The organism is Saccharothrix espanaensis DSM 44229 (genome assembly GCF_000328705.1).
In the GTDB taxonomy this organism is placed as follows: domain Bacteria; phylum Actinomycetota; class Actinomycetes; order Mycobacteriales; family Pseudonocardiaceae; genus Actinosynnema; species Actinosynnema espanaense.
This window is the reverse complement of sequence record NC_019673.1, coordinates 1,748,314-1,761,096: the sequence shown is the minus strand read 5'-3', so window position 1 is coordinate 1,761,096 and position 12,783 is coordinate 1,748,314. Positions and strand designations below refer to the sequence as shown.

At 70.3% G+C, this 12,783-nt stretch carries 11 protein-coding genes; 8 read left to right on the top strand and 3 right to left on the bottom strand.

Going from position 1 to position 12,783, the window contains the following annotated elements; translation table 11 throughout:
* A complete protein-coding gene (gene miaA, locus BN6_RS08345) occupies positions 1-903 on the top strand; it encodes a tRNA (adenosine(37)-N6)-dimethylallyltransferase MiaA (protein ID WP_015099137.1) in 903 nt (300 codons plus the stop codon).
* Between the two features lie 10 nt (positions 904-913).
* On the top strand, positions 914-1,714 hold the full coding sequence (gene dapF, locus BN6_RS08340) for a diaminopimelate epimerase (RefSeq protein WP_015099136.1): 801 nt from the start codon (positions 914-916) through the stop codon (positions 1,712-1,714).
* Here dapF and BN6_RS08335 read toward each other — a convergent pair.
* Positions 1,711-2,565 (bottom strand): SMP-30/gluconolactonase/LRE family protein, encoded by an 855-nt coding sequence (locus tag BN6_RS08335; RefSeq protein ID WP_015099135.1) that lies wholly within the window; start codon positions 2,563-2,565, stop codon positions 1,711-1,713. The two genes, dapF and BN6_RS08335, sit on opposite strands and share 4 nt — an antisense overlap.
* 11 nt (positions 2,566-2,576) lie before the next feature.
* Positions 2,577-3,827, bottom strand: a complete 1,251-nt coding sequence (locus BN6_RS08330; RefSeq protein WP_015099134.1) for an MFS transporter — start codon at positions 3,825-3,827, stop codon at positions 2,577-2,579.
* 55 nt (positions 3,828-3,882) lie between these two features.
* Between BN6_RS08330 and BN6_RS08325 the strand changes: the two genes are divergently transcribed.
* The 3 genes from BN6_RS08325 to BN6_RS08315 are packed head-to-tail and all read left to right on the top strand — an operon-like array spanning position 3,883 to position 6,880.
* Entirely contained in the window at positions 3,883-4,368 is a 486-nt protein-coding gene (locus BN6_RS08325) for an ArsR/SmtB family transcription factor (protein ID WP_015099133.1), read from the top strand.
* A 42-nt stretch (positions 4,369-4,410) separates the two neighbouring features.
* Complete coding sequence (hflX, locus tag BN6_RS08320; protein WP_015099132.1) at positions 4,411-5,856, top strand: GTPase HflX; 1,446 nt, start codon at positions 4,411-4,413, stop codon at positions 5,854-5,856.
* Positions 5,857-5,860: 4 nt separating this feature from the next.
* Complete coding sequence (locus tag BN6_RS08315; RefSeq protein ID WP_015099131.1) at positions 5,861-6,880, top strand: esterase-like activity of phytase family protein; 1,020 nt, start codon at positions 5,861-5,863, stop codon at positions 6,878-6,880.
* On the opposite strand, the gene lexA is transcribed toward BN6_RS08315, so the two are convergent.
* Positions 6,877-7,578, bottom strand: a complete 702-nt coding sequence (gene lexA / locus BN6_RS08310; protein ID WP_015099130.1) for a transcriptional repressor LexA — start codon at positions 7,576-7,578, stop codon at positions 6,877-6,879. The two genes, BN6_RS08315 and lexA, sit on opposite strands and share 4 nt — an antisense overlap.
* Before the next feature lie 218 nt (positions 7,579-7,796).
* On the opposite strand from lexA, the gene BN6_RS41675 reads away from it, so the two are divergent.
* The 3 genes from BN6_RS41675 (at position 7,797) to BN6_RS08295 (ending at position 12,616) form a co-directional block, all read left to right on the top strand.
* The gene (locus BN6_RS41675) at positions 7,797-8,300 is read left to right on the top strand and encodes a LysM peptidoglycan-binding domain-containing protein (RefSeq protein WP_015099129.1); all 504 of its coding nucleotides are present in this window, start codon (positions 7,797-7,799) and stop codon (positions 8,298-8,300) included.
* 805 nt (positions 8,301-9,105) lie between these two features.
* On the top strand, positions 9,106-9,558 hold the full coding sequence (nrdR, locus tag BN6_RS08300; RefSeq protein WP_015099128.1) for a transcriptional regulator NrdR: 453 nt from the start codon (positions 9,106-9,108) through the stop codon (positions 9,556-9,558).
* 235 nt (positions 9,559-9,793) lie between these two features.
* A complete protein-coding gene (locus BN6_RS08295; RefSeq protein WP_041312289.1) occupies positions 9,794-12,616 on the top strand; it encodes a vitamin B12-dependent ribonucleotide reductase in 2,823 nt (940 codons plus the stop codon).
* The last annotated feature ends 167 nt before the right edge of the window (positions 12,617-12,783 follow it).

The window sequence follows — 12,783 nt, the reverse complement described above, 5'->3', positions numbered from 1 at the left end:
GTGAACGCCCCTGTCGCCGTCGTCGGCCCCACCGCCACCGGCAAGTCGGACCTGGCCGTCCGGCTCGCCGTCGAACTGGGCGGCGAGGTGGTCAACGCCGACTCGATGCAGTTCTACCGGGGCATGGACATCGGCACCGCGAAGGTGACCGCCGAACAGCGGCAGGGCGTGCCGCACCACCTGCTCGACGTGCTGGAGGTCACCGAGCCCGCCTCGGTGGCCGTCTACCAGCGCGAAGCCCGCGCGGTGGTCGAGTCGCTGCTCGCCGCCGGGAAGGTCCCGGTGCTGGTCGGGGGCTCCGGCCTGTACGTGCAGGCGGTGCTGGACGACCTGGTGTTCCCCGGCACCGACGACCGGATCCGGGGGCAGCTGGAGAACGAGCTGGCGGTGTTCGGCGCGGAGACCCTGCACGGCAGGCTCGCCCAGCTCGACCCGGCCGCCGCGCTGGCCATCCTGCCCACCAACGGCCGGCGCGTGGTGCGGGCGCTGGAGGTCATCGAGCTGACCGGGCAGCCGTTCTCGGCGACCCTGCCCAAGCCCGGCCCGGCCCGCTACGGCACCGTGCTGGTGGGGCTCGACCGCGAGGTCACCGAGCTGGACGAGCGGGTCGACCGGCGGGTGGACCGGATGTTCGCCGACGGCCTGGTCGAGGAGGTGCGCGCGCTGGAGTCGGTCGGGCTGCGCGAGGGCCGCACGGCCTCCCGCGCGCTGGGCTACCAGCAGGTGCTGGCCGCGTTCGACGGCGAGCACGACCTGGCCACCGCCGCCGCCGAGACCGCGCAGGCCACCCGCCGGTACGTCCGCCGGCAGCGGTCCTGGTTCCGCCGCGACCGCCGGGTCACCTGGTTCGACGCCGGCTCCGAAGAGCTGGTCGCCGACGTGCTCGCGCTGGTCGCGAAGTAGCCTGGTCGGCGTGGGAGTCGAGTTTCTGAAGGGTCACGGCACCGAGAACGACTTCGTGCTGCTGCCCGACCCGGACGGCCTGCTGGACCTGACCGAGTCGCGCGTGCGGGCGCTGTGCGACCGGCAGCGCGGGCTGGGCGCGGACGGGGTGCTGCGGGTCGTGCGGCCGGACTTCGGCCCTTGGTTCATGGACTACCGCAACGCGGACGGGTCCATCGCCGAGATGTGCGGCAACGGCGTGCGCGTGTTCGCCCGCTACCTGGTCGAGGCCGGTCTGGTGCCGCTCGGCGAGTTCGCCGTGGGCACCCGGGCCGGTCAGCGCGGGATCACCGCGCACGAGGACGGCACGGTGACCGCGGACATGGGTCCCGCGCGGGTCACCGGGACGTCGTCGGCGCGGGTCGGCGGCGTGGAGTTCGCCGGGGTCGCGGTCAACGTCGGCAACCCGCACCTGGCCTGCCTGACCGAGACGCCCGTCGCGTCGCTGGACCTGCGCGACCAGCCCGCCCACGACCCCGCGGTGTTCCCGCAGGGCGTGAACGTGGAGTTCGTCAACGTGCTGGGCGACGGGGCGCTGCGGATGCGCGTCCACGAGCGCGGGGTCGGCGAGACCAGGTCGTGCGGCACGGGCACGGTCGCGACCGTGGCGGCGTGGCTGCACAGCACCGGTCAGCGCACCGGCAAGGCCACTGTGGACGTCCTCGGTGGACAGGTGACGGTCGTGGTCGAGGAGGAGTCGTCCACCCTGACCGGCCCGGCCGTGCTGCTCGCCCGCGGCGAGCTCGACCAGGCCTGGTGGGACGCCCTCTAGAGGTCGAAGACCTCCAGCCTGCCCAGCCGGTCGGCGCTGACCACCTCGGGCTGCGAGGTGGGGGCGGTGCAGCACACGAGCCGGTCGCCCACCACCGCGACGGCGAAGCAGATCTGGCTGGTCTCGACGCGGTGGGTGATCTCGCCGCCCTCCACCACACGGAACGCGTAAGGCTGCAACGCGGGCGCCACCCACACGCCGCCCTTGCCGTCGACCGCGATGCCGTCCGGTGCGATGAAGTGCTCCCGCAGCGCGGCCCACACGCGCCGGTTGGACAACGTGCCGTCCGACGCCACGTCGAACGCCGTCAACCCGAACGCCAACGTCTCGGCCACGATCAGGCTGCCGTCCAGCAGGCCCATGCCGTTGGGGAACTTCAGGTCGTCGGCCGCGACCGAGACCGTCCCGTCGGGCTGGACCAGCGCCAACGGCGTCCCGGGCGCGACCCAGTCGGGTTCGAGCAGCGGGGCTTCGCCGCCCGCCGCGATCGCCGCGTGCAGGTCGAACCCGAAGTTGCCCACGTACGCGCGGCCGTGGGCGTCGACCAGCATGTCGTTGGCGTGGAACGTGGCGATGTCGTTCAGGTCGGCGTGCACGACCAGGTCGTCACCGTCGAGCCGGCGGACCGTGCGTTCCTTCATGGACACCACGAGCAGGCGTCCGTCAGGCAGCCAGCCCAGCCCCGACGGCTGGCCGGGGACCGTGCAGACCACCTGCTCGGCGCCCGTGTCGAGGTCGAGTGCCCGCACCTCGTGGTCGTAGAAGTCGGAGTAGTAGAGCCGGCCGTCCGGTCCGTGCCGGGGTCCCTCGCCGAAACGCAGGCCGTCGCGCACCACGGTTGTGTCAACCATGGGCAGCGAGGCTAGTGATCACCCGTGCGTCCCGCATCGGCCGCAGCGGTGACGGTGTCCTGTGCGGTGCGCAACGGCGAGAACACGACCCATGCGGGTGACAGCGCGCGCCCGACCACGGCGACCCACAACGTGGCCACGATCCCGATCTGCGACCCCAGCACACCGCCGACCAGGCCGCCCAGCGGCAGCGCGCCCCACACCACGAACCGGATCGAGGCGTTCATCCGGCCGAGCAGGTGGTCCGGGCAGATCGCCTGCCGGTAGCTGACCTGGGCGATGTTGTAGACGATCGCCCCGTAGGCCAGCAGCAGGTCCGCGACCAGCACGAACACCAGCCGCCAGTCCGCTTCGGCCAGCGGCAGCAGCAGCCCGAACGGCTGGGTGACCAGCATCGACAGCCAGATCACCCGCAGCTGGCCGAACCGCTTGTTCCACCGGTTCGCGGTCAGCGCGCCGAGCACCCCGCCCGCGCCCGCCGAGCTGAGCAGCAGCCCGATCACACCGTCGGACAGGCCCAGCCCGCGGGCCAGGAACAGCACGAGCACGGCCATCGCCACGCCGTCGAAGAAGTTCGCGGTGCCGGTCGTGCCGACGACCGCGCGCAACGACCGGTTGCCGAACACGAACCGCAGGCCCTCGGCGACCTCGTGGACCAGGCCCGGCCGGTCCGGGACGCGCGGAGCGGGCTCCTCGGTGCGGATCCGCCGCAGGAACAGCGCCGAGCACAGGTAGCCCACCCCGGTGGCGAGGATCCCGTTGGCCGCGCCGAGGACCTGCGCCACGCCGCCCGCGACGGCCGGTCCGGACACCTCGGCCACGGACTGGCTGGCGGTGAGCTTCGAGTTGCCCTCCACCAGCTGGTCCCGCCCGACCAGCGCGGGCAGGTAGGACTGGTAGGCGATGTCGAACATCACCGTGGCCGCGCCGACCAGCAGGGCGACCACCACGAGGTGGACGAAGCCCAACGTGCCCAGCCACCAGGCGACCGGGATGGACAGCATCAGCGCCGCCCGCACGAAGTCCGCGGTGAGCATCACCGGGCGGCGGCGCATCCGGTCCACCCACACCCCGGCCGGCAGGCCGATGAGCAGGAACGCGGCGGTGTTGGCCGCGGTCAGCAGGCCCATCTCGAACGGGGTGGCGGCCAGCGCGCCGGCCGCGAGCAGCGGCAGGACGGTCCGGCCGATGGTCGAGCCGAACTGGCTGATGGTGTCGCCCACCCACAGCAGGCGGAAGTCGCGGTGATGCCAGAGGGACACGGCGGGCAGTGTCGCCGAAGTGATTGGAAAGTGTCAATCACTTACGCTGGGGCGCATGCACCGACGTCCGGCCACCGAGGCGGAGGCCGCCGCACTCTCCTCCGCCGTGCGGCTGCGCATCATCCGGCTGACCTACGACCGCGCGCTGACCAACAAGGAGATCGCCCACCGGCTCGGTAAGGACCCCGCGACCACCCTCCACCACGTGCGCAAACTCGTCGCCACGGGGTTCTTGGAGGCGCAGCCGGCCCGGACCGGCAACCGGGGCGCGCGGGAGATCCCCTACCGGTCCACCGGCCTGTCCTGGAAGCTCGCCGGCGGCCCGCACCCGGACACCGGCCGGGCGATGCTGGAGGCGTACCTGGCCGAGGTCGCCGAACTGCCGCCCGACCGGCTCGACCAGACCCGCCTCGTGGTCCGGGTGGACCCGGCGGAACTAAACCGGCGCCTCCGTACGTTGTTGGATGAGCTGGAAGCCGAGCCGGACGACCCCTCGGGCGAACGCGTGGCGCTCTACCTCGCGGTCTACCCGGGTGATTAACCACTCGGCGGCCACGGCCGGACATGCGACGATGAGAGGCAAATGACGGAAAACACGCACAACAGCAACGACTGGCTCGACCACGACGCCGAGCTGTCCACCGGCGAGCTCGCCCTCGCCGACCGAGCCGCGCTGCGCCGCGTCTCGGGCCTGTCCACCGAGCTCCAGGACGTCACCGAGGTCGAGTACCGGCAGCTCCGCCTGGAGCGCGTCGTGCTGGTCGGCGTGTGGACCGAGGGCACCGCAGCCGACTCCGAGGCCTCGCTGGCCGAGCTGGCGCTGCTCGCCGAGACGGCGGGCTCCGAGGTGCTCGAAGGGCTCGTCCAGCGGCGCGACCGACCCGACCCGGCGACCTACATCGGCTCCGGCAAGGTCTCCGAGCTGCGCGACGTCGTGATCTCGACCGGCGCGGACACGGTGATCTGCGACGGCGAGCTCTCCCCCGGCCAGCTCCGGCAGCTGGAGGAGAAGCTCAAGGTCAAGGTCGTCGACCGCACGGCGCTGATCCTCGACATCTTCGCCCAGCACGCCTCGTCCAAGGAGGGCAAGGCGCAGGTCGAGCTCGCGCAGCTGCAGTACCTGCTGCCGCGCCTGCGCGGCTGGGGCGAGTCGCTGTCCCGGCAGGCCGGTGGCCGGGCCGGTGGCGGCAACGGCGGCGTGGGCCTGCGCGGCCCCGGTGAGACCAAGCTCGAAACCGACCGCCGGCGCATCCGCGCCAAGATCTCGAAGCTGCGCCGGCAGATCGCGGGCATGAGCGTCATCCGGGACACCAAGCGCGGTGCCCGGATCGCCAACGCGGTGCCCAACGTGGCCATCGCCGGCTACACCAACGCGGGCAAGTCCAGCCTGCTCAACGCCCTGACCGGGGCGGGGGTGCTGGTGGAGGACGCGCTGTTCGCCACCCTCGACCCGACCACCAGGCGCAGCCAGACCCCGGAGGGCCTGCCGTACACGCTGACCGACACGGTCGGCTTCGTCCGGCACCTGCCGCACCAGCTGGTGGAGGCGTTCCGGTCGACGCTGGAGGAGGTCGCGGACGCCGACCTGCTGGTGCACGTCGTCGACGGCTCGGACGCGATGCCGGAGAAGCAGGTCACGGCCGTGCGCGAGGTGATCTCCGAGATCAGCGAGCGCCGTGACGACCCGATGCCGGCCGAACTGCTGGTGGTCAACAAGGTCGACGCGGTCGGCGAGCTGGGCCTGGCCCGCCTGCGCCACCTGTTCCCCACCGCCGTCCTGGTGTCCGCGCACACCGGCGAGGGCATCCAGGAGCTGCGGGAGCGCATCGCGACCCTCATCCCGCGACCCGAGGTCGTGGTGGAGGCGATGGTGCCGTACGCGCGCGGCGAACTGGTCGCCCGGATCCACCGCGAGGGCGAGATCCTCAAGGAGCGGCACACCGAGGAGGGCACCGAGCTCAGCGCCCGGGTCCGCCCGGACCTGGCCGGCGTGCTGGAGCAGTTCGCCGTGAACGGAAGCCGCGCCTGACCCGTTGCTCAACGCCCTCCTGACCATCGCCCTGACGGCCGGCTTCGCGACAGCGCAGCCGGCCGTCGGCGACGTCTGCGAGATCACCGACCAGCGCCTGGAAGAGCTCTCCGGCCTCGCCTCGGACGGCGACCGGTGGTTCGCCGTCAACGACAGCGACAACGGCGCCATCGAGGTCCACGTCCTGGACCGCACCTGCGAGATCACCGACACGATCACCGCGGCGACCAACCCGTACGACGTCGAAGACCTCGCACTGGCCTCCGACGGCACCCTCTGGCTGGCCGACACGGGCGACAACAACAAGAGCCGCGAGACCGTCGCCCTGCACGCCGTGGGCCAGGACGGCTCCACGCGGATCCACCGCCTGACCTACCCGGACGGCAAGCACGACGCCGAAGCGCTGCTGCTGGACGGGAACGGCACCCCGTACATCGTCACCAAGGAGCCGTTGGGCTCGGCCTTGGTCTACCGCCCCACGACAGCGCTGAGCGACACCGCCCCCACACCCCTCGAACAGGTCGCCAGGGTCTCCATCAGCGGCACCGACACGCCGGGCGGCCCGCTCCAGAGCTCGGTCATGACCAGGGTCGTCACCGGTGCCGCGATGTCGAAGGACGGCAAGGTGGCCGCGCTCCGCACGTACACCGACGCCTACCTGTTCCCCGTCCCGGACGGCGACCTGGCCAAGGCCCTGGAAATCGACCCGGTCCGCATCCCCCTGCCCAACGAACCACAGGGCGAATCGATCACCTTCGACCCGGACGACACCCTGCTGTCAGCGTCGGAGTTCGGCACCCAGGGCGCAACCCGCTCGACCATCCGAGCAGTCCCCCAAGCCACAACCCTGGCCGCCCCAACCACCACCACACCGCCACCACCACAAGCCGACACGGCCACAGCGAGCGACCACCCCGCCACCCCCGAAGACCGCCCCCTGTGGCCCGCACTAGGCGCAGGAGCAGCAGCCCTGGCCTTGATAGCCCTGGCCCTACGCCGCTCCCGCCGCCGACGCTCCCCCTAGAGCCGCCGCAAGACCGCCACCACCTTGCCCAGGATCGACGCCTCGTCCCCGAGGATCGGCTGGTAGGCGGAGTTGTGCGGCAACAGCCACACGTGCCCGTCACGCCGCTTGAACGTCTTCACCGTCGCCTCGCCGTCGATCATGGCCGCGACCACGTCACCGTTCTCGGCGACCGGCTGCTGGCGGACCACCACCCAGTCACCGTCGGTGATGGCGGCGTCCACCATCGAGTCACCCACGACCCGCAGCAGGAACACCTCCCCCTCGCCCACGATCTCGCGCGGCAGCGGGAAGACGTCCTCGATGGCCTCCTCGGCCAGGATCGGCCCACCGGCCGCGATCCGGCCCAACATCGGCACGTAGGCCGGCGTGGGACGGGCGGCGGGGTCGACCCCGGTCACGATCTCGGTCGGCAGCACACCCACCGCGCGCGGCCGGTTCGGGTCACGCCGCAGGAAGCCCTTGCGCTCCAGAGCGCGCAGCTGGTGCGCGACGGACGAGGTGGACGTGAGCCCGACCGCCTCGCCGATCTCCCGGACGCTGGGCGGGTAGCCGAACCGGTCCAACCAGTCCCGGATGACGTCGAGCACCTTGCGCTGCCGCAACGTGAGCCCGGCGTTGCCCGCGATGTCGGCGGGTTCGGGAGCGGAGGGCACATCGGCGGCGGTGCGCAGGTCGTCGTTGGTCTTGCGAGCCACAGTGCTTCCCTCCTCACCGGTCCCGATTGCCCAGGCCGGCTGTGCGTCGATCTTCAGTTGTCGAAGGTAGTCGCACGAGAGGTCCAGATCAAACACCTGTTCGAAGTAAGTGTCGGCGTGTCCTTCCCGTTCCGACGGTCGAAGTGGTAGACATTCGCACGGACGTTCGATCGAACACAGGTTCGATCATGATCGGATGACCTGCGTTGGAGGGCGTCATGGCGGTGGTGATTGGCACGCGGAAGGGCTTCGACCTCGTGGACGGAACCACGGCCGAAGAAGTGCGTCGCGGCGAACAACTACACCCCGGCCCGAGGGTCCTGCGCACCTTCGAGGACACCCGCCGCCCCACCACCCCCCGCCGACGCCAGGTCGCGGCGAGCACGACCCCGGACCCGGCGGCGTGCGAGGTCCGCGAGAACACCCGGCACCCGGCCGTCCAGTTCGCGATCTACGCGGCCGTGGCGATCGCGGCGGCCGTGACCCTGAGCCTGCTCTACCTGTACGGCTCGGGCGCGACGACAGTCCCCGAACGCACCAGCGTCGTACACGTCCAGGTGGGTGAAACCCTCTGGGACGTCGCCGAGCGCTCGGCCCCGAACAGCAACCCGGAAGCCGTCGTGGACCGCATCAAGTCCCTGAACAACCTCACGGACACCACGACCATCACCCCCGGCCAACCGCTGGTAGTCCCAGACGGCCGCACCACCACCACGACTTAACCCAGGCGCAACCACCACGCCCGGCGCGCGCAGCGCGCACTCCACCCACCGCGTCGTGTCATCCCCGTATGGCCCGCGCGCCAGCGAACCGCGCTTGGGCAGTGAGGGCAAGCACGCCCTTCGCTTGCCCTCACTGCCCAAGGGTGGTTGTCTCCGACCGGGCCATACGGGGATGACACGACGCCCACCGCCTTAGTCATCCTTGGCGGCTCGCCCGTCCGGCGAGGACTCTTTTAGCTCGTTTCCGCAGGTCAACGCACCTTCGCGCAAACCAGGCGCGGCCGCCGCCCCCCGATCACCATTGTCCCACGCCCCACCGACAATCCAGCGATCCCAGGAGTCGGCACGGGGCCGAGCCGCTCAGCCACACCTCCCGCGTGCCTCTCCGGCCGCTCCCCACGATCCGGAGCCGCAGCAACCACCACGCCCCCGGATCCCAACGCGCCCTCAGGCACCCCCACGCGCCGCCCACCAACCCGACGCCTCACCCCCAGCGCCTCAAGCCCAGCCCCTCAAGCCCAGCGCCTCAAGCCACGCCGTCAGCCCCCAAGCAGCCCCAGGCAGCGCCCCGCGCCACCACCTCGCAGCCACTCGGTAGCCACCCGGTAGCCACCCCATCGCAGCGAGTTTCACCCGACCGTGTCTCCCGCGACACGCCGTCCACCAACTTGCACCGCGTGGGCCACAGGCATAGGTTTACCCCTACATCTAGTGGTTACACCGTCGTAGTTAGTCCACAGGTTGGGTTATTCCCCGCCGGCAGAGCTAACGCGATGAGTGCTGCGCAGGGGAGGGGTGACCAGTCGTGCGCTGTCCGTTCTGCCGGAACTCGGACTCCCGCGTGGTCGACTCGCGCGAAGTGGACGAGGGTCAGGTGATCCGCCGCCGCAGGTCGTGCTCCAGCTGTGGCCGCCGGTTCACCACCGTCGAGGAGGCGATCCTCGCCGTGGTGAAGCGGTCCGGTGTGACCGAGCCGTTCAGCAGGGACAAGGTAGTCACCGGCGTCCGCCGCGCGTGCCAGGGGAGGCCCGTGGACGAGGACGCGTTCCACCTGCTGGCGCAGAGCGTCGAGGAATCCATCCGCGCGACCGGCTGCGCCGAGATCCCCAGCCACGAGGTGGGCCTGGCCATCCTGGGCCCGCTCAGAGACCTGGACGAAGTCGCTTACCTGCGGTTCGCCAGCGTTTACCGCTCGTTCTCCTCCGTAGAGGACTTCGAGAAGGAAATCGCCGACCTGCGAACCGCACAACAGGACTGACGCCCAGCCCCACAGCCTTACCCAGCCCCACAGCCTTACTGAGCCCCACAGCCATACAGCCCCACCACCGTGCCAGCCGGCCGGCACGCAAGAGCCACAAGCACACCATCCAAGACCCACAGGCACACCACGCAAGACCCAGTGGCATACGAACATGCCCGCGACCGCCTCGGACGGGAGCCCGGACGTTGGTCGCATCAACGATTTCGACGACGCGCGGAAAGAGGACCGGGGAATGACGGAGACCGTTGGCGGCTCCAGCAAGAAGACCGCCACCCGCAACGGTGCGGGGGACAAGCGCCTCGCGGTGCAGCGCGTCTACACCACCGAGGGCGTGCACCCGTACGACGAGGTGACGTGGGAGCGCCGCGACGTCGTCATGACGAACTGGCGCGACGGCTCGATCAACTTCGAGCAGCGCGGCGTCGAGTTCCCCGACTTCTGGTCGGTCAACGCGACGAACATCGTGACCAGCAAGTACTTCCGCGGCGCGGTGGGCACGCCGCAGCGCGAGCACAGCCTGCGCCAGTTGATCGACCGCGTCGTCAAGACCTACACCGAGGCCGGCGTCAAGCACGGCTACTTCAGCACCGACCAGGACGCCGCGGTCTTCGAGCACGAGCTGACCTGGATGCTGCTGCACCAGGTGTTCAGCTTCAACTCGCCGGTGTGGTTCAACGTCGGCACCAGCTCGCCGCAGCAGGTCAGCGCCTGCTTCATCCTCGCCGTGGACGACACCATGGAGTCGATCCTCAACTGGTACCGCGAGGAGGGGCTGATCTTCAAGGGCGGTTCCGGCGCGGGCCTGAACCTGTCCCGGATCCGGTCCTCCAAGGAGCTGCTCTCCTCCGGCGGCACCGCGAGCGGCCCGGTCTCGTTCATGCGCGGCGCGGACGCGTCCGCGGGCACGATCAAGTCCGGTGGCGCGACCCGCCGGGCGGCGAAGATGGTCGTGCTCGACGTGGACCACCCCGACGTCGAGGAGTTCATCGAGACCAAGGCCCGTGAAGAGGACAAGGTCCGCGCGCTGCGCGACGCCGGGTTCGACATGGACCTGGGCGGCCGGGACATCGTGTCCGTGCAGTACCAGAACGCGAACAACTCGATCCGGGTCTCCGACGAGTTCATGCACTCGTACGAGAACGGCGGCCGGTTCGGCCTGCGCGCCCGCCAGACCGGCGAGGTGATCGAGCAGATCGACGCCAAGGGCCTGTTCCGCAAGCTGGCCAAGGCGGCGTGGGAGTGCGCCGACCCGGGCATCCAGTACGACGGCACGATCAACGACTGGCACACCACGCCGGAGTCGGGCCGGATCACCGCCTCGAACCCGTGCTCGGAGTACATGCACCTGGACAACTCCAGCTGCAACCTGGCGTCGCTGAACCTGATGAAGTTCCTCCAGGACGACGGCCAGTTCAACGCCGACCTGTTCGCCAAGTCGGTCGAGCTGGTCATCACCGCGATGGAGATCTCCATCAGCTTCGCGGACTTCCCGACCGAGCCGATCGCGGAGACCACCCGCAAGTTCCGCCAGCTGGGCATCGGCTACGCCAACCTGGGCGCGCTGCTGATGGCCACCGGTCACGCCTACGACTCCGAGGGTGGCCGGGCGCTCGCCGCCGCCATCACCTCGCTGATGCAGGCCGTGGCGTACAAGCGGTCCGCGGAGCTGGCCGGGATCGTCGGCCCGTACGAGGGTTACGCCCGCAACGCCGAGGCGCACCAGCGCGTCATCCGCAAGCACGCCGCGGCGAACGACCTGATCCGCACCTACCACGCGAACGACGTCGCGGTGCACAAGGTCGCGACGCGGGCGTGGCAGGAGGGCATCCAGGTCGGCGCGAAGAACGGCTGGCGCAACGCGCAGGCGTCCGTCCTCGCGCCCACCGGCACCATCGGCCTGATGATGGACTGCGACACCACCGGCATCGAGCCCGACCTCGCCCTGGTCAAGTTCAAGAAGCTGGTCGGCGGCGGCTCCATGCAGATCGTCAACCAGACCGTGCCGCGCGCCCTGAAGTCCCTGGGCTACCAGGACGAGCAGGTCGAGGCCATCGTCGAGTTCATCGGCGAGCACGGCCACGTCGTGGACGCCCCCGGCCTCAAGCTGGAGCACTACGAGGTGTTCGACTGCGCCATGGGCGACCGCTCCATCGCGCCGATGGGCCACGTCCGGATGATGGCCGCGGTGCAGCCGTTCATCTCCGGCGCGATCTCCAAGACGGTCAACATGCCGGAGACGGCGACCGTCGAAGAGGTCGAGGAGATCTACTACCAGGGCTGGAAGCTGGGCCTGAAGGCGCTGGCGATCTACCGCGACAACTGCAAGGTCGGCCAGCCGCTGTCGGCGGGTAAGTCCGCGAAGTCGTCCTCCGAGACGAAGACCGAGACGGTCGTGGAGTACCGCCCGGTCCGCAAGCGGCTGCCCAAGAAGCGCCCGTCGCAGACCGTCTCGTTCACGGTCGGCGGTGCCGAGGGCTACCTGCACGCCGGTTCGTACCCGGACGACGGTCTCGGCGAGATCTTCGTCAAGCTCGGCAAGCAGGGTTCGACGCTGGCCGGCGTGATGGACGCCTTCTCCATGTCCATCTCGGTCGGTCTCCAGTACGGCATCCCGCTGGAGTTCTACGTCTCGAAGTTCCAGAACCTGCGCTTCGAGCCGGCCGGCATGACCGACGACCCGGACGTCCGGATCGCGACCAGCGTGCTGGACTACCTGTTCCGCCGCCTCGCGCTGGACTACCTGCCGTTCGAGAAGCGCTCGCAGCTCGGCATCTTCACCGCCGACGAGCGCACGGCCCAGGTCAACGAGAACTACGGCAGTGGCGACGTGGACCTCGAAGGTCTGCGCACCTCCGTCGACTCGACCCCCAAGGCCGCCGTCGAGGAGAAGAAGAAGCCGCAGGACATCCAGGTCGGCAGCTCCACCGAACTGCTCGAACTGCACCTGGGCACGACCGCCGACGCCCCGCTCTGCATGACCTGCGGCACCAAGATGCGCCCCGCCGGCTCGTGCTACCTCTGCGAGGGCTGCGGCTCCACCTCCGGTTGCAGCTGATCTCAAGGCGTTTCCGCAGGTGAACCAGCCTGCCCGAGCCGGGGCGACAAATGTCGCCCCGGCTCTCCCATGCCCGCCCGAAGTGGCCCTACGCTCACCCTTCCAGCCAAGTACGTCACGTACTTGAAGTACTTACGCTCCCGAGGCAGGCTGGCGCCGACCCCTGG